Raw genomic sequence first — 17,326 nt, forward strand, 5'->3', positions numbered from 1 at the left:
CCAAACAGAGCAACAGCTATTGGATTTGTGTAAAACTCTATTTCGTATAACTGAAGAACCATTTGTAGTAAATCAGCATAGTTTTTACTTATCTCTTAGTATAGGAATAGCGGTGTATCCATTTGGAGGAATAAATACTACTACACTTTTACAACACGCTGATATCGCTATGTATAGCGCAAAGGAAAAAGGTAACAATGCTGTTTGTATGTATGACGAGACATTATCTCAAAAAGTAACTCGTCGATTACGATTAGAACAGGATTTACCAAATGCAATTGAAAATAATGAGTTGTTTTTATTGTATCAACCACAAATTGATAGTAAGGCAGGTAAGGTTATTGGTGCAGAGGCTTTAATACGTTGGCAACATCCAGAGCTTGGGCTGATTTCTCCTTTTGAGTTTATACCTATCGCAGAAGAAACGGCGCAGATTATTTCAATTGGAAAGTGGACGTTACAGAAAGCGTGTCGACAACTGAAAGAATGGCATTCTGCGGGTTTTTCAAATCTAAAGATGGGGATAAATTTATCAGCTATAGAGTTTGAACAGAAAGATTTTGTTCAAACAATGATATCTACTATAGAAGAGATAGGAGTACCTGCTAATTCGATTGATTTGGAATTAACAGAGCGAATTGCAATGGTAGATGAAAGAGAAACTTTATCAAAGTTAAAAGCATTAAAATCATTTGGTGTACATTTATCAATTGACGATTTTGGTACAGGTTATTCTTCACTAGCGTATCTGCCTCTTTATCCAATTGATACTTTGAAAATTCCAAGAGAATTTGTTAATAGGATTGGAACTTCTACTGATGGAGATGAAATTATACAAACCATTATTTCACTTGCTCATACTTTAAACATGAAAGTGATAGCAGAAGGGGTAGAAACGAAGGAACAATTAACAGTGTTACAACGTAATGTATGTTATCTAATTCAGGGCTATTACTACAGTAAACCTGTAAATGAAGATGAATTTATGGATTTTTTAATTGTAATGCAAAATGAATAAGTGAAAAATTGATATATGTATGAAGTAAAGTGAAAAGACGTTCTATCCATTTGGAGTAGAACGTCTATTTTATGTTTATTTTCAGTAGTTATGCAGTTATGTTTATGTTTCAGCCTTTGAAAGTAAAATAAGTATCTATATTCTTTGTGTTAGGGATGATTTTAAAAATATTTTATTTATAAAAATATGATGTTCATTTGTAGAAGATGGATAATTAATCAAGGGGCAAGAACCTCATTAGATAGGTGTTGGAAAAATAGTCCATATAAGATGCTACACGAGTTGTATCCAGGGAAATTTAAAGAATGGGAATTCAGGTTCCACATAGACCCTAGTTGATTTATATAGTTGCACAGGTCTAGGTCTAGATAAGGAAAACGTCCATAGCAGGTGATTATTTCTTTGTTATATAGAAAATACACATTAAACGTGTATGTGAACAAAATGAACATTTGGTTAAAAAGAGTATATAAATAGAAAGCACCTAATTATTGGATTCATATTTTAGTCTGAGAGGCACAAATTCGATGCGACGTGAAAAGGATTTGTTGAAATAATGGAGGGCTGATCTGCAAGCTGTTCAAGAAGAGAAGAGGCTGAAGAAGAAGGCTAAGAAAAAGAATAAGAAATATAGCATTCCTGGTAATACAGCTGAATTCATGAATGGAAAGAATACTTTTCGTAGAGAGAATGGGGTATGGAAGCAAAGAAATAAATGATATGAGAATCAATAGTTTTGATTAAATGTATAGGAATTGTTGTAAGCGCTACTGCGGATTGGGTGGTGTTTTGTTTGTTGTTAAGAGAAAGTAAGGTGTGAGGGGATGGAGGGTTATGCCAACCTTCCTTTTGAAAAAAGATTGGCATTGTTGTTACATACGTAATTTAATAAAACTTGTCTTAAGTGGTATAACTTCCACTATTACTTTTTCTAAAATACGAAAATCTCACCGTACGAATTCCAAGAGAGTTATTATAAAGTGTAAGACTCATTTAAGAGTTAAAAAACCATTTTGTTGAATCTCTTTCCAAAATGGTTTTATTATTAATTTTGTGAAAAGCGGGTATCAAGGTTACAGATTTTAAAGTAAAAGATTATTTATTTGCGTCTGGCAATATCATCTGCTAAACGGATTAATTCCTCCATAGTAATCTTTCTCCGTAACTTATCCTTTATGACTTTCTCCATTTCCTTTGTAACAGTCAATCCCTCAATTGCTAAGGTCGCCTTTGCTGCTTCAAAAGCTTTTTGCAGCTCTTCCTCATTTTTAAACATAATTTGTATCATCTCTTTCAATTTTAATTTATTTTTAATTGTTATTTCTGCCTACTAAACCTAAAAATATATAAAAATTAGTTGAATGGGGGTTGTGCCATTACAACTTTGTGAAAATAAAACGGGATTCAATATTTAATCATTAAAAGGATCAAGTTATATATATAGAATCTAAAACAGAGATATCTAGTACGGAATTATATTATGAGAACAGAGCATATCAAGTTGAAAAGGATGTATCTATGAAATTGCTTTTCCAGTACGTAAAATACAGGGTACTACATGTTTTTTGTCTGGTGGTAAATGTAAGAAGAATAAATCGTTTGTTAATAAGCGGGAATTTCCGGTGATTCATTACTTTCAAATGATAAAACAAGCACCCATTCGAGTGCTTGTTTTATCACGATTTAGAAGTTTCCTCATAACCATGATTTCTATGACTAGGATTTACTCCATCCCTATTTGAGTTTTACTTACTGCTAACTTTTGACCATCTTTTTCAATGAAACTAACGGTGAAATTAGCTCCTGTGCCACCTTTTGCATTTTTACTCCAACTAGCAGTATACGTTTTTACATTTTTACTTGTAGAATCAGATTTGATGTCAGGTTCGCCATATTTAGCAACTAGATCCTCGTATTTATCTCCACCTTCACCAGTTACAGGATCACCAGTTTTAATAGTATCCACATCGGCAACCGTTATCTTCTTTTTATCGTCCTTTTTCGTTTCTTGTTTTTGGTCTTGTTTTGCTTCTTTCTTAGCCTCTTGTTTTGGTTCATCTTTCTTTTCTGTAGAAGCTTTGTTTGACGAATCATCACAAGCAACTAGACTCATCGCTAAAGCACTTCCTAATGCAATGGTACTCAACTTTTTGAACATGTTTAATTCCTCCATTTTGAAAATTGTAAAATTCCACAGATGATTATACCAAATTAAGGTAAATGGTGATGTCGTATTCTGTCGAGATAAGAAAAAAACCATAACGCAAGTTCTACCGTTCACTCTAATTGGTAACGAACCGTTATTTGAAGTGTATTGGAAATACTACTATATATTGTTTTTTCTAAATTTTACAATATATAAAAGAGAGGTTTTCACATGGGAGATGTAATCGGTGATGTATTAGGAGGACTCTTTATGTCCATCCCTTCAAAAAGGGAAAAAGTCATTCGTAAAAATTTTAAGCTTTTGGAAAAAGAAGTGTGGTTTAAAGAAATAGAGCATAGATATGGTAGTTTAATGGTTTTTAACCATTCTATTAGAGATTTTGTAGCAAATGAGAACCTAGAGGATATCTTAAAGGATGTTGAGAAAACTCATACATTTCTTCATGAATTAGAAAAACTACTGCAGCAAGAAAAGATTTAATTGACGTAGTAGTGAAGGAATGTTTTATCCGTAAAGGATACTTCAAGCGTAGAGGTCTAAGGATATAGGTTTAGATGAAACAAGAAATCAATTATATGAAAAATTGCTTTATTGATTGATATATTCAGCTCTTGGAGAATTATTTCTTGTTTAGTGGATAGAATGATTCAATTTGCATGAACATCGTCAAATAGAGCAAATTAAAAAGGGGAAATTGTTTTGTGAAGTTGGAAGTGAAAATCATTGTCTATTTTTTGAGCCATTTAAAATAGCGTCAAGTTCTTACGTAATATATTAGAAGCTTGGTACTGATCTATACAAAGAAAAGACACCAAAGGCGCCTTTCTCCGTATGTAACCATCTTAAGTTTAATGTTATGGATAAGATTCCTAACCAAAATGATTGTTGCAATTTAATATATTTTGAATACATGGATGTGTGCATTTCTATGACAAATAGATTATGAACTATCATGCAAGTTCGTATATTATTAATAATCATTTTCATCTGAGTTACTATTATAACTAGAATTATAAGAAGGACTATCATACTTAGAGGAATCTTCATTTTTGTAACTAGAAGTGCTGTTATAATTGGAGTTACTATATGAACTTTCGGAACTTGAACTATTAGAAGAGCTATAATAGCTAGGGGAACTGTAGTCGTCATAATAGTTGTTAAAATCATCTTCATCATCCAAATCAGAATTTACAACTTTATTTGTATTTGCTTTCTTTCCAACTGATTGAACTCTATAAGACGCACTCCTTTTTTTATTTTGTTTTCTTTTTCCATTTCCTTTAGATTGCAATGGAGGTGTATACGTTATAGGTATTACTCTAGATAATCCTCTTACAAATAATCGAACAATACATACTAAAATCCACATGCAAATAATAAATACAAAGACATAAAGAGCAATGTTGTAAATCATATTGTTTATTGTATCTATCATCGCACCCTTTGAAATATTAAACATAAAATCAATCACCGCCATTTTTCTATAAGTTTTATATCAAAAACGCAATATTAATCTAAATAGAATTATAAAATATTTTTTCCGTTTTTTGTATAAAAAATATGAATTTGTTACTGCGGATTAGAATTAAGAAAAAGACACCCTGAGGTGCCTTTCAATGACCTTAGTATCATTTTTTAGTGTGAAAAGGCAAATTGTATACAGTTTGATACTCTCGCTGGATTATTTCATTTGTATATAAATTATTTTAAACTTTTTCTCATTTTCATGCATTTGAAATTTAATATTGAGGGATACCGCTACATGCCCATCAACTTAAGAAAAATAAATGTCCCAAAAATTATAAAAGGAACAAATTAATTTACTCCTTTTTTACTTGAATTCCACATGACATTTAGTATCAATGATTCCAAAAGCAACTTTACATGGGAACGGATTTTTTCCTATTGAAGCAGCGCGCATACATGAAAGCACCCAATCATCCAATTCTAAAGGTAAACGGAATACTTGGATACTACTATCATCGTTTTTTACTGTTACGATTGGTGTATTTACCCTATTTGTAGTGAAACCGTCAGTTGTTATCATTGCTACTGCATCATTATTATGAAAACCAGCGCTTAAAACCTCGTAAATTATTCCATCATTCTCATTGATAATCATAGGTATATTTAAATAGGGATAGTTATTTATATCATTATGAATAACTGTTCTTGCTGCATTCTTTTTTATCTGATTCCCTTGCATTTTATACACTCCTTTATAACAATACAAACGTTTAAATCTATTCTATTTTACATCCAGTATATCCGAAAATTGTAGTGTCAACTTATTATAAAAAGCATCCGTACATATGATAGCGCTATTTAGCGGATCTATATCGATGATGGTCATATAGTTAGTAAGTAAATAGCCGCCTTCATAATATGTAATTAGTATTTCTTCTTCGGACAATAAGGAACATAAAAGCATGTTCTTAATCAGTTCCTTTTCTTCAGAGGTTAAAATGGGAGATGCTACTTTATTTTTCTCTTTGATCATTTCACGAATTCCGGCGAATTGCGCCCATTTTACCATTCCTCGGCCTTGTTGCATATTAGCGTTGTTCATGCTTTGTGTCCCCCTAACAGTGTGTTTCTGTATCTTGCTGTTGCATTATTTGTATACGAAATTCCTCTTAATATGCTATTCTCTCCAAATTTTGTGCGTATTTCATCCGTTACTTTCGTTAGCTTTATTTCTTGTTCTCTTTGCGTGACATTATCAAAAAGTGAAATTTGTTCTTCTCCTTCTTGAAGTAGGTTTGTTAAGGATATGTTTGTGCTACGAATGGTTTCGCCAGTATATTGCTGATTTGAACTATCTCATTTTTACTTCGTTTAGAAGAAGGAATTCCTAAGTAAAGAGTTCTATCGAACTCTAATTTATTAGGCTAGTTCCACAGTTCTTGCGGTTAGAAGCCTTATCGTTGCATTCTTTAGAAGGAATCATCTTGGTTAAAATGATAAAAAATGTGAAAATCGACATCTAAGATGACCCTATTCAGTAGGATTAAATAATTGTACATTGTAATTCTTTTTAAAAACAAAAGAACATTAGTTCTTATTATACACGAACATTAGTTCTTTTATAAAGAGGTTTAAAAAATTTTTTAAAATTAATTTTTTTGTTAAAAAGAATATGTAACAAAGGGGTAAAATCCCTAACAATAAAAAAGTAGTGGAGAGATAATGATATTGATATAGCATATTTAAGAGACATAACTTTAGGAATTTTTAAACGTTTTATGAGTTCAGGAGTTGGTAGATATGATTCATATAGATATTGATATGTTGATTTATCAAAAAGTTCAACAGTTCATTAGCTCCAAATTATACATAAAGGAAAGATAATATTTTGTTCTGATGAAGAACGAAAGTTCGATTTTGAAATGCAGGCTTTAAAAATGTATTTAAAATTGAATGAGGAATAATAAATTAACGGAGCAACTTCCAGTGACTTCATAAAAGATGCACTAAGAGAAATTCCATTTACGTATGTCTAAAATACAGAATTTTACTTAAAGATTGTGAAAAAGTGTCTTTTTATTTTCTCAACTGTTGAATTGCTATAGAACAAGAACTCTTCCTATAGCAATTCATGAGTTTAGAGGAGAGAAAAGTATATAAATAATTAAAGTTAAATATTATAATAATATAGTGAAAAGGACCTCTGTTTCATTAAGAAATGTGTATGTTCTGATTTGAAATTTAAGATGTATGAAATAGCCACTTGTATATTGAACGGCGTTGAAGTTACGCAAGTAATGAAAGCCAACTTAACTTATAGGTGAAATCTATTTAAAATGAAGTTAGGTTCATACATAAGTTATTTGGAAGTGCGTCATAATCTGTCATTAAATAGGCTTTATTGGGTCTATATTTCTATCAAATGTTTTTTGCAACTGAACCCTTTTTTAATTTGCTTCAAGCCAATTGTAAGAAGAAAAATGAAAAGTGGTTTCATGGGTTTGTTGGTTTTCTATCTTTTTCAGTTTTTTTACTTCGTTTTGACGCTTAAGAGTATTCTCTCTAATACGGTCTACAAGATTATTAGCGAAAAATGCAGGTTCATATTCAATTACTTCGCCTTGGGATAAATACTTTTTGACGTTCATAGCATGTTTACCTATTGCATTTAATACATCTACCTTGTGGAATGTTGTAATTCCAGCTTCTGCAAGTATTTTCTTCACAACATTAATTGCCTTTAGATCGGGACAGATCCCAACTTGTTCAAGGATAGGATTTAATAAGGCATAATTATTCTTTTGTAAAACAATATTATTTTTAAGTTCTTCTATTGGTTCTTCATCTATTTTTGTTTTAGAAGATTTATTTGGATATGTATCATTCTCGTTGGGATAAATCTCACTAAGGTCAAGATAACTAGAATAAATATTATTAGGATGTACTTTTTCCTCCCCTAGGGGTGGAGTTTTCTCCTCACTAAGGGGTGTACTTTTTCCGTCACTAGGTACCGGGATTTCTCCTTCCCTAGTACCGGAATTTTTCTTATCTACTTTTTTTACACCGTATTTATCTATGGCAGTAGCTATACACTCTTCTAATGTTTTTAATGGTTCTTTCTTCTTTTTCTTACGCATCTTAACATGTTTGTAGTATTCTTTTTCACCTAGGAAATGTGCTAATGACGCTCCACTAGGGTCGGGTTCATTCAAGTAGATTCGATTAGCGCCTCCATCTACTGATTCTGTGGATACAAGTTCTTCAGCTATAAGCTCTTCCATGAACTTCGTAACAGTTTTGTTTGAAATATTTAATGAGAATTCGATTTCTTGATTATCTAAAATACAATAAATATCACCTTTTTCATCTACGAAGGCAGGCGTGTCGTTTCCGTTATCAACTGAAATTTGTGTTGTATATATAGATAAATTAAATCGATCTCTTATTAACATGTATAGTAATTTCGCACCGATACTTAAATTTTCACGATATTGTTTTTTCCAAATGAAAACTTTAGGTAGTTTATAGAACTCTTCGTTTGGTATATCTTTTATATTAATTCTCTTTTTTAACATAAAAAAGCCTCCAGATTCATTGGTAGTATAATAGTTTGCAAAGGACAAAAGATTAAAAAGATAAAGAGCAGTATCTTTGTATTATTAAAGATGATAGATTTTCATAATAGAACAAATACAAATTGAAATATTAATTTACGCATTCCAATTTTAGACTCAAAACGAAAATATAAGTGTTCTTACTTTTAAATTTTGTCCTAGGCTCGATGTGGCGAACATCGCAGCCTATTTTTTAGGTTAATTTTTATGAAATGTCTCGAAAAGGTATTGACAAATTGGATTTAATGATGTTTATTTTTCTTGGTTTTATCATACAAGGGACAAATAGCGATTGCAATCACCTTTTTTACAAATACTAACTTTAGTTATTTAATGACAAAAATGTTATTTTAACTAAAAAACAATATTAACTTTGTTAATCTAGTGTTTATTCAACAAAATAGGATATATTTTTATTTGTTACATGAATGAAATATGTCGATAATGTCATTTATCTGAAAGATAGGAAAATTAAGTGAGATATGGTTTTTGTAATTAAGTAGGGGCTAAAGCTCCTACTTTTCTTGTGTTTTTAAAGTTTACAATTTTTTTCTGAAATGAAGTGGTGCTTTTGATAAAATTACTAGCATTTTTTAAATCAAGTGTTTATGTTACCTACATTAAGAAAACATTAGGAGGAATTATTTTTGAAAAGCCTTAATATTACTATTTATACAATTAACAGTGCAGAAGGAGAAAGGGTTGCAGAAAAATTAGCCAAGTACGATTTAATGGCGACAAATAAACATATTGTACGAGATCGTTTTACTTTTACCGAGTTCAAAGCTTTGTTAGCGTTAACAGACAACGGTTTAGATGACTTATTAACTCAACGTGGTAGTACAATTGATTTTCTTACTGAACAAGGGATTGATCTTGATGACTTAACGTTACGTGAAGCATACAATGTCATTCTTCAAAATCCGAAGTTGCTAAAAACAACTATCTTGACAGACTGGAATAGGATTGCATTTGGGTTAAACGGTACGAAGATGTTCCTTCCACGACATTTAAGAAAGCAAGAACAACGGAAGATGTACTTAAAACCAGAAGCACAAATCGAGTACGAGGAAGCTAGTTGAATATAAAAGTTACTAATCATATGTAGTAATTTGAAAAAAATTTCGACTTAACTAAAATATTTTAGTGTATTCCTAATACTAGTAGGGTTAAAGATATAATTAATCACCTTGTTAGTTATATAACATTACATACATTAAGAATTCATAAGGGACAAGTTAAGTGTGAAGATTAGTATGGCGAATTCTTGAAGAATATACCAAGTTTTTAGAAACAATTGCAATATTCTTTTGCATTGTATTGTCAATAAAGATTTTAACCAATCCTTAGTATGTGAAGGTTTTCTAATTATCTATACAGAATTGAAATCATTACCTAATAGGAAGTATTAGGTCTTTATTATTGGCAGGGTAAAACGGATGTTAGAAAATATTTCAATGGTAAAAGAACATGTGGTACTTCGGGACATATTAAGTGTAGTAACGAACTTGCTGTGATTGAGGGATTGACTAATGTAGTAAGTAGACTGTAATTACATACTTGATTAATAAGACATATTTAGCATTTGTTCGCAATTTTCAATGCATATTTGAAGTTATTAATTGGAGTAATAGATTGTAAAGGACCTGTTTTGATTGAATGAGAATTGACTTCTCGAATCAGTGGTCTTTTTTTTATTTTTAGTGGATTCTACTGTATTCCTCTATAAAAATATAATCTAATCTATTGAAAAAACAAAAAACTATGTGATAAAGGATTTTTCAAATGACAAATATACTAAAAGAAATTTATGTAAATAACGAACTAGATGTACTAGTAGATACTAATACGGAGGTGTTAGAAGCAGCAAAACTAATGAAGAGACTACAATCTCATATTAGCGAATTCTCCTACAATTTAAAATCTAGTGGAATGCAGGAGAAGGAAATTGTTTGTGGTGGACAGATTCAGAGTATTGTAAACATGAATAATCTAAGTGATACTGCGGGTGCTAATATTGTCTATGTAACACTTAATGATGGTTTTGGTGAGCTATTAATTGTGGTACCAGTAACTTTATGGCAGAAACTCAGTGCTAAAAAAGGTGATGTTGTAATTGCGAGTGGGAAAATGTTTGCCTTAAAAAGAGATTGTAAATTCAAATCAAAGGCAAATACAGATATTATTGTTTCACATGGATTTGAACCTTTTCGTGTGTTAGTGAGAGAAATTAAATTATTACCAGAATAAAGCGTTGGATAACGTCTTATTGATTTAATGAAAATTACAAGTGTACAATTTTCTTCTGACCTATTGACTTTTTGTTCTCAAATGGTTTTGTTTGTACATGCAAAAAAATATAACGTCGAATCCTCTTAAAGCGACTCAAAATAAGAGGTAAGATGAGGTGGGCTGATGCACTTCATAAAATACAGTCTGTAGTCTTAAAGAATTCAAAAGGAATATGAACAGATTGACAACAGAAGAATTAGGACCGGTAGAAGGTAGTGTTCTGGATGCAGTACCAGATGTAGTTGTTCCTCACGTATCTGGTTTTCTAGTTAGAGGAATTATACATTAGATTGCATTACATTAAAAACAAAAGAAGATTTCTTAAACACTAATGAACACCTCTTAATTAGAGTGGATTTTCATATTTTTGAAATTGCAGATAGCGAACGCTATATAAATCGAGTAACAAATAACTAAGCAAACTAAGACAATACAGGAGGATTTTAACTATGCAAAAAACATTAGCTAAAGAATACATTGAATCTGTAGCAAAGGCTTTATTAGAAACATCTCCAAGAGAGGTAATAGAATTTAAAACAGTATTAAATTCACACCCACAAGGTAATGAAACTCATGCAGGGATAAACGAAGTAATTTCTCGTATTTTCACTGATCCATTATTGACAGAACTCTTATCTATTGTAGGAATTGAATCTAAAGAGAAAACAATACAAGAACCAATTCTTGCTAGCTTATTAGCTTCTCAAATTTCAACTCAACAACTTTCTAAACAAATTCGTGAACAAGTAGCGAAAGTAGATATGGATTCTTCAGTAATGATTCCTTACATGAAATTAGAACCAAAGGCTAATCTTGCAGCTTTCATCAAGGAACAAGCTGCTTTCAAAAAACTTGTAGAAGATATAAAGGCTCAATCTGAAGTGAATACCAAAGAAGATTTTGCTGCAAATATTAAAAATCAAGTAGAACAACAAAGACCTGCTAAGACTACTGAGGGAAAAATAAAAAGTATCCTTGATGAAGTTGTTAACGAAATTATTGAAGACGGAGCTGCTAGTCAAACAGTCTGCTTAGACCCTAGTGGAATTAAGGTTTACGAAATTCTATTTTCTTCTGTTTTTTATAAAAAGGCAAATATGTTAGGTTTTAAAGAGTCTGTAGAGTACAAGCACGAATACACAGCATATATCCTAAGTGAACTTGCTACTTATTTAGTTGAAGAAGAAGGCTTTAAACTATCCTTTGAGGTGGTAGAAGATAAGGTAGTAGCAGGTTTAGCTTAATAGCCTGGTATTAAAGAGAATATAGGATGGAAAAGGCTACCCTTATTTTCTGGAAATAGTGTAGTAGACAAATGGTAAAAACAGTGCGGTACAGAAAAAAATAGACATATCAGTTCTCTTCATTTAGGAGCGCTCAATAAAGTAGATTAAGTTTAACCTTGAACTAAACATAGGAAGTGGTTAATTTAGTCGTGCATTTTAATCTATACGGAGGTGTACGACTATGGCCATTCCAGTTATACAAAATCTTGTGGCTGCAAGTAAATATCCAATCAAAGCTCCTTATTCTATGAACGCAGAGTATATTACAGTGCATAATACGTATAATGATGCTCCTGCAAAAAATGAAATAAATTACATGATTGGAAATAACAATGAGGTTTCATTTCATTTTGCAGTAGATGATATTGAAGTTATACAGGGTATTCCAGTTAATCGTAATGCTTGGCATTGTGGAGATGGCGGTGGGAATGGAAACCGAAAATCTATCGGTGTTGAAATCTGTTACTCGTTGTCTGGTGGTCCAAGATACGAAAAAGCTGAAAGTTTAGCAATTAAATTCGTCGCTCAACTGTTACGAGAACGCGGATGGGGAATTGATCGTGTGCGTACTCATAAGAGTTGGACAGAGATTGGTGTTCGAAACGGTAATTCTAGAGCAGTTAAGAATTGCCCACACCGTATCTTAGATGAAGGGCGCTGGAATAGTTTCTTAGCAGCAGTACAAGCTGAACTTACTGGTACGGGTGCAACTATAGCACCACCAGTAACTCAACCCCCATCTTCAGATGGTATTGGTGTTGTTGAGATTCTTGTTCCAGAACTTAATGTAAGGGAATTTGCTAGCTTTGATTCACGAGTTGTTAAGACAGTGAAAAAAGGTGAAATGTATCAAACTTGGGGACTATCTAATGGTCTATACAATGTTGGAGGAAACCAGTGGGTGTCAGCAGGTCCTGCTTATGTTAAGTTTACTCCTGCAGGAAGTTCTAATGGAAATCCAGAAAATTTAGCTGGAAAACGTGATCCAATTGGGAAGATTACAACTACTGCAAATCTAAACGTTCGTACACAATCTTCTACAGATGGGGATATTATTCGTACTATCCTTAATGGAGAAACGTGGAATATTTACGATATTAGTGATGGATGGGCGAGAGTGCATGATGGTTGGGTTTCTCTATCTTATGCAAATCTAACAAGATATTAATTTCCAAAAAAGTAGGCACATGTTGTGTCTGCTTTTTTATTTAGATAATTTAAAAGTTATTATTGACTTTATTTGATTATAGGGTTTTATTAATAATCCAGCAAATATATTTAAAATTAAATTAATAGATTTTAGGATGGTCTTCGCTGTGAGGAAGAAGACCCTAGTATTCAATACTAGATTAGGGGAGTGGTAGGAGCCCTTAATTTAAATATAAAAAATAAATACCGGAAAATAAAAGAGAAGTACTTATGATTTTAAATATTATTTCTCTTTCGCTTAGCTGTTAGAGCGCTTATCTTACACACATAGAGTTACAGGTTCAAGTTTGTCATTTTAAAAAATTATAGTTCTATAGCTCTGCATAGCCTATGCGGTAGCACGGATTAAAATACCGTTTGGGTCGTTTGTTTTTAATAAAACGAAAAGGAGTTTGATATTAGTTGAAAACATTTTTAAGCAACTTAGTCCTCAGGGTTTATAAGACTAGAAATACAATAATTATTTATTGGCTAGGTTATGAATTAGTACTAGGTAACTAATGTAACGATAATACTACAGATAGATATACTAATGGTCGAAGAGGATTACTAGCTAGGTGGGTAGTAGTTGGTAAGGTTTACGCGATTTTGTAACCTGTTCTTTCTGGTAACTTATGATTATTCTCTCGCTCGTACTATTAACAGATTAGATATATTTAAAATAATATATACGCCTAATGTAAAGAGTTTACTTGTGTAGAAAAAAAACTACGTGGGAAAGCTCTTTTTTTACCTTGATTTTTAATTTTTAAGTGCTTACGTTTTGAGAGGAGTTATTTATTAATAACTCATAAAAGCAGTTTGATGTTGTTTCATTAAAAACATTTTACTATAACATGAAATGTTTAAGAAGTACTTCTATTTTCATAAATCATGACACTACTAATGATAATCATATTTTAATAGAAATATGTAGGTACTTCTTTCAAAAAGATAGTAAATAAACTATCAGCAATCTCCTTTTAATAAACTTATAGAGAAAAATGGGGGAGAAATGTAATCTTCACGTGTCATAAATAGAAGTAAAGTTTTTATACAGGATTTTAAAGAAAAGTAAAATCTCCACTAAATTGGCTGTATTTCTGTTGTTAAAACAGCTTCATGACTATGTGGCAAATGAAACATTTTTACCAAATTAATTAAACATTAGTTGGAGGTAATTTATTATGCATCAAATTATTACAATTACAGGTCGCTTAACTCGTGATCCTGAGAGTAATACGTATGGTGAAAAGACAGTTTGTCGTTTTGCTGTAGCAGTAGATGATGGGTATGGAGATAAAAAAACTACTGATTTCTTTAATTTATCTGTTTGGGGGAAAATGGGTGAAAAGGTACAAAGATACCAAAAGAAAGGTTCTGTTGTGCAAGTAATCGGTAAAATGAAATCTTCTAAGAAGGATAAAACTACGTACTGGGAATTACGCGCAAATAACATTGTATTTTTTACCTTTGATAATAATAGTAATCAACAACAAAATAACTTTGAAATGTTCACTGGTGACATAAATATCAGTGATGATGATTTACCATTTTAAAGTAGGTTATTTATTGGTGGAGGTGATTATATGAGTGATCAGAGAAGGTTACGGTCGGAGTTAAAACAAGGGCTCCATCAATTTACGATGACCCTTTATAATTCTTATAGACAAACTTTATCGCATGAAAAATCTGTAGAACAAATATCCAACTGTTTAATAGAAGAGTATGAATATGTAACTAAGCAAGTCATGAAACAAGAACAAACTTTTAATCTTGGAAGCCTTGTTGAAAAGGTGGAAAAACGTGCTAAGGATGAAAAGGACCCCGTAAAACAGTTTGAGTTGTATGAAGATGTGGAAATTCTATTGCGTGCACAGGAACTTGTTACAAAATACGAAACGGGGAAGGATAATAAATGAATATTGCAAAATTAATGTGTGCAATTAATAAGTTTTGGTTTTGATAATAGAATGTTTTGTCGATTAAAAGATGATATGACCCATTTCATATCAACAAAGAAAGATAAATTTATTATGAATTATAAAATTTTTTTTACTTAGTCACAAAACATTAAAGATTGATTTAATACAGTACTTCCTATAAGAGAAGCCAATACCTTTGAAAATAGATTATTTCTATTTAATAGATGTAAAATTTGTTTTTGGAGGATTTGATTATATTCAATTTAGGGGTGAACAATTAAAGGATAAAGATTTTGTTGTTATTGTTAGTCAGCAAACTTATAAATTGTTCCTACCAATAGTTTCTCATCTTTATTCTACGCGCATTCATAATACACACAATGAAGTAGATTCATACTTTCCTATGTTAGACAGTTCGGAATGGTCAACTAAAATACATTTCTATTATAAAAAAGTGAGGATTACGACCATTCGTTCAGTATATATTTTTTGAAAGGAAGGGTTAGCTATGCTAAAGAATCGTTCATGTTCATGGTGTGATAGCACCGGTATTACGGAGAAAGGATTTTGCTGTATGTGTAAAGGGAAAGGGTATATGGAAGTAATTGATCAAGCAGTGTTTGCTGCAAAACAACAACCTAACTTATCATGTCTTATCCGCGCTATTTCTAAGCATACGACTCCGGAGCAATTTTCAAACATCATGAATGATTGCTAAGTCTTAGCCAATTAGTTCAAGAGCTCCTTGAAAGAGGCTCCCTTTTTTTAGAGTTAATACCCTTAACTAAAGTAAGGAGAAAGGTAAATGTACTAGGGTTAAGATGTTTGTAAGTCACTTGTTTGGTTTATATATGTATACAAGTTTAAATTTACCAGTTAATCATGATTATAAGGAACAAGAAAGGGTCTAACCTGGCCTCCTAAAATTATTAACAACAGCAATATTAAAAACCGCTACATTGAAATCCCTCGATTAATACTCTAAAGAGATGTTTGAAAGAGGGATTTCAAATTAGGGGATGAAGCTGTATCAGAGGATATAGTTCATAAGTTAATAGAAGCTTAAGAGTAATTAAAAATTTCTACTAGCCTTGAGAAAAATAGTGGATTTAAAAATTGTAGAACTTGGATATGTGGTTAAGGTAAATTATGATAATCGTATGCACCAATGAGTGAAACCTAAATAGCAACAATAATAGAACTTGTTTACTCTCCCTTAAGAACATGATTTTGTAAATGTGATTTAAGTTGGGAGAAGAAAAAGTAGGATATGGCTCTAATCTCTGTAATTCGTTATGGTGATTAAGTACCATATCTTCTTTTTTTGGGGTGTTGCATATGTTTAAAGATGTTTTAATGGATAATAAGGGGGCATTAATTCGAATTATTGTCTTTGTACTAGCTTGGTTGAATCAGTATTTGACTTCTAAAGGCTATCAACCTTTACCTGTATTAGGTGAAGCAGAAGTTGCTGCTGTTGTTACATTTATCGCATCGGTGCTGACATTGATAAATGATAACAAGGTAACGTCAAAGACAAAAGAACTTAAGGAATAATGTCATCTTGTAAGACGGGCTTAAATGCTCGTCTTATTTTTTTACCGACTTATTGACGTTTTCAAATTAACTGCTTACGTTTCTATTGAGAGTTGTGAATAGGGGGGATTTGCATTTATGAGTACTTACATTACCAAATGAAAATACAGCATTTAAATTGTAGCCACCAACTATAATAAATGCGAAAGTTAGGCGTTAAATCCATTTGAAGAAGTTGAGAGTTGTGAAGAAAATTTAATAGAAAATCAATTAGATAGAAAATATTTTTGTATAACCGAAAGGGGAAGCTCAAGATGATAATTACAGAACATGCCGTCAGGAGGTATAAGCAACGTGTTGGAAAAAGAACTGCTTCTAAGAAACGTGTTGTAATGCAAATTAATCGAGATCTTGCTCGTGATGTAAAATACCGCAAACCTTCTAAGGTTAAAAATCATTATATATTAGTAACATCTAGATACCAAGCTGTTTGTTACAAATCTAGAGTTGTTACTATCACTGGTCCGAAAGATGATGTTACCAACTACAAGTATACCACTCGTTGTGATCAGGAGTTGGGTCTTGTTGCATAAGTGTAGTAAGAAACAAATGGCGAATATGAGAATGTAGCAATTTGTAATTATGTAAATAGATTCAGCTTTATAAGAATACTAAAGGAAGGGGCTAGAAATTAGAAACCAGAAAGAAAAGCAAACGGCTGGGAATGTCGTGTAGAAAAATAGAGATTTAAAACCCGGGATTACTTAATGGTAAAAGATAAAAAGGCTATAAATACACATTTTAAAAAATAATTATTAATCCTAAGTAGTTGT

At 31.6% G+C, this 17,326-nt stretch carries 18 protein-coding genes and 2 pseudogenes; 13 read left to right on the forward strand and 7 right to left on the reverse strand.

Translation table 11 applies throughout. The features are described 5' to 3' along the window. A partial coding sequence (locus ACTFN4_RS11540; RefSeq protein WP_439962317.1) for a putative bifunctional diguanylate cyclase/phosphodiesterase occupies nt 1–1,018 on the forward strand: 1,018 nt, incomplete at its 5' end. Between the two features lie 1,099 nt (nt 1,019–2,117). Here the strand turns inward: ACTFN4_RS11540 and ACTFN4_RS11545 are convergent. After that, nucleotides 2,118–2,294, reverse strand: coding sequence for a hypothetical protein (locus ACTFN4_RS11545; RefSeq protein ID WP_000475744.1), 177 nt, complete (start codon nt 2,292–2,294; stop codon nt 2,118–2,120). Nucleotides 2,295–2,741: 447 nt separating this feature from the next. Next, nucleotides 2,742–3,176 carry a hypothetical protein gene (locus tag ACTFN4_RS11550; RefSeq protein WP_000473787.1) on the reverse strand — a complete coding sequence of 145 codons (435 nt, stop codon included), beginning with the start codon at nt 3,174–3,176 and terminating at the stop codon, nt 2,742–2,744. A gap of 219 nt (nt 3,177–3,395) precedes the next feature. Between ACTFN4_RS11550 and ACTFN4_RS11555 the strand changes: the two genes are divergently transcribed. Beyond that, nucleotides 3,396–3,665: a hypothetical protein gene (locus ACTFN4_RS11555; protein ID WP_000503057.1), complete on the forward strand. Its 270-nt coding sequence runs from the start codon at nt 3,396–3,398 to the stop codon at nt 3,663–3,665. A gap of 490 nt (nt 3,666–4,155) precedes the next feature. On the opposite strand, the gene ACTFN4_RS11560 is transcribed toward ACTFN4_RS11555, so the two are convergent. The 4 genes and pseudogenes from ACTFN4_RS11560 to ACTFN4_RS11575 form a co-directional block, all read right to left on the reverse strand. Then, a complete protein-coding gene (locus tag ACTFN4_RS11560) occupies nt 4,156–4,644 on the reverse strand; it encodes a hypothetical protein (protein WP_002204721.1) in 489 nt (162 codons plus the stop codon). A 372-nt stretch (nt 4,645–5,016) separates the two neighbouring features. Then, nucleotides 5,017–5,391 carry a hypothetical protein gene (locus ACTFN4_RS11565; protein ID WP_001161877.1) on the reverse strand — a complete coding sequence of 125 codons (375 nt, stop codon included), beginning with the start codon at nt 5,389–5,391 and terminating at the stop codon, nt 5,017–5,019. Between the two features lie 42 nt (nt 5,392–5,433). Then, nucleotides 5,434–5,754 (reverse strand): YolD-like family protein, encoded by a 321-nt coding sequence (locus tag ACTFN4_RS11570; protein WP_001057826.1) that lies wholly within the window; start codon nt 5,752–5,754, stop codon nt 5,434–5,436. Beyond that, nucleotides 5,751–5,999, reverse strand: a pseudogene (locus tag ACTFN4_RS11575) (DNA repair protein); the annotation flags it as partial. The gene ACTFN4_RS11570 and the pseudogene ACTFN4_RS11575, both read right to left, overlap by 4 nt. Nucleotides 6,000–6,370: 371 nt before the next feature. Here ACTFN4_RS11575 and mntA point away from each other — a divergent pair. Beyond that, nucleotides 6,371–6,616, forward strand: a pseudogene (gene mntA, locus ACTFN4_RS11580) (type VII toxin-antitoxin system MntA family adenylyltransferase antitoxin); the annotation flags it as partial. Nucleotides 6,617–7,099: 483 nt separating this feature from the next. Here the strand turns inward: mntA and ACTFN4_RS11585 are convergent. Beyond that, nucleotides 7,100–8,227 (reverse strand): replication initiator protein A, encoded by a 1,128-nt coding sequence (locus ACTFN4_RS11585; RefSeq protein WP_000914744.1) that lies wholly within the window; start codon nt 8,225–8,227, stop codon nt 7,100–7,102. Between the two features lie 686 nt (nt 8,228–8,913). Here ACTFN4_RS11585 and ACTFN4_RS11590 point away from each other — a divergent pair. The 10 genes from ACTFN4_RS11590 (at nt 8,914) to ACTFN4_RS11635 (ending at nt 17,086) form a co-directional block, all read left to right on the forward strand. Continuing rightward, nucleotides 8,914–9,348 carry an ArsC/Spx/MgsR family protein gene (locus ACTFN4_RS11590; protein WP_000838805.1) on the forward strand — a complete coding sequence of 145 codons (435 nt, stop codon included), beginning with the start codon at nt 8,914–8,916 and terminating at the stop codon, nt 9,346–9,348. Nucleotides 9,349–10,051: 703 nt separating this feature from the next. Then, entirely contained in the window at nt 10,052–10,516 is a 465-nt protein-coding gene (locus ACTFN4_RS11595; protein ID WP_000181810.1) for a hypothetical protein, read from the forward strand. A 491-nt stretch (nt 10,517–11,007) separates the two neighbouring features. Beyond that, nucleotides 11,008–11,802: a hypothetical protein gene (locus ACTFN4_RS11600; protein ID WP_439962318.1), complete on the forward strand. Its 795-nt coding sequence runs from the start codon at nt 11,008–11,010 to the stop codon at nt 11,800–11,802. 223 nt (nt 11,803–12,025) lie between these two features. Beyond that, the gene (locus ACTFN4_RS11605; RefSeq protein ID WP_001007308.1) at nt 12,026–13,012 is read left to right on the forward strand and encodes an N-acetylmuramoyl-L-alanine amidase; all 987 of its coding nucleotides are present in this window, start codon (nt 12,026–12,028) and stop codon (nt 13,010–13,012) included. A 1,207-nt stretch (nt 13,013–14,219) separates the two neighbouring features. Beyond that, the gene (locus ACTFN4_RS11610) at nt 14,220–14,591 is read left to right on the forward strand and encodes a single-stranded DNA-binding protein (RefSeq protein ID WP_439962319.1); all 372 of its coding nucleotides are present in this window, start codon (nt 14,220–14,222) and stop codon (nt 14,589–14,591) included. Nucleotides 14,592–14,621: 30 nt separating this feature from the next. Further along, entirely contained in the window at nt 14,622–14,954 is a 333-nt protein-coding gene (locus ACTFN4_RS11615) for a hypothetical protein (protein ID WP_001283602.1), read from the forward strand. A 328-nt stretch (nt 14,955–15,282) separates the two neighbouring features. Next, nucleotides 15,283–15,450 carry a dihydrofolate reductase gene (locus tag ACTFN4_RS11620; RefSeq protein WP_232291888.1) on the forward strand — a complete coding sequence of 56 codons (168 nt, stop codon included), beginning with the start codon at nt 15,283–15,285 and terminating at the stop codon, nt 15,448–15,450. A gap of 15 nt (nt 15,451–15,465) precedes the next feature. Further along, nucleotides 15,466–15,675, forward strand: coding sequence for a hypothetical protein (locus ACTFN4_RS11625; protein ID WP_000916955.1), 210 nt, complete (start codon nt 15,466–15,468; stop codon nt 15,673–15,675). 638 nt (nt 15,676–16,313) lie between these two features. Next, the gene (locus ACTFN4_RS11630; RefSeq protein ID WP_227069120.1) at nt 16,314–16,514 is read left to right on the forward strand and encodes a phage holin; all 201 of its coding nucleotides are present in this window, start codon (nt 16,314–16,316) and stop codon (nt 16,512–16,514) included. A 293-nt stretch (nt 16,515–16,807) separates the two neighbouring features. Continuing rightward, nucleotides 16,808–17,086, forward strand: coding sequence for a hypothetical protein (locus tag ACTFN4_RS11635; RefSeq protein WP_000587333.1), 279 nt, complete (start codon nt 16,808–16,810; stop codon nt 17,084–17,086). Nucleotides 17,087–17,326: the final 240 nt, after the last annotated feature.

The sequence above is a fragment of the Bacillus cereus group sp. MYBK95-2 genome, from assembly GCF_051915225.1.
Classification (GTDB): Bacteria; Bacillota; Bacilli; order Bacillales; family Bacillaceae_G; genus Bacillus_A; species Bacillus_A cereus.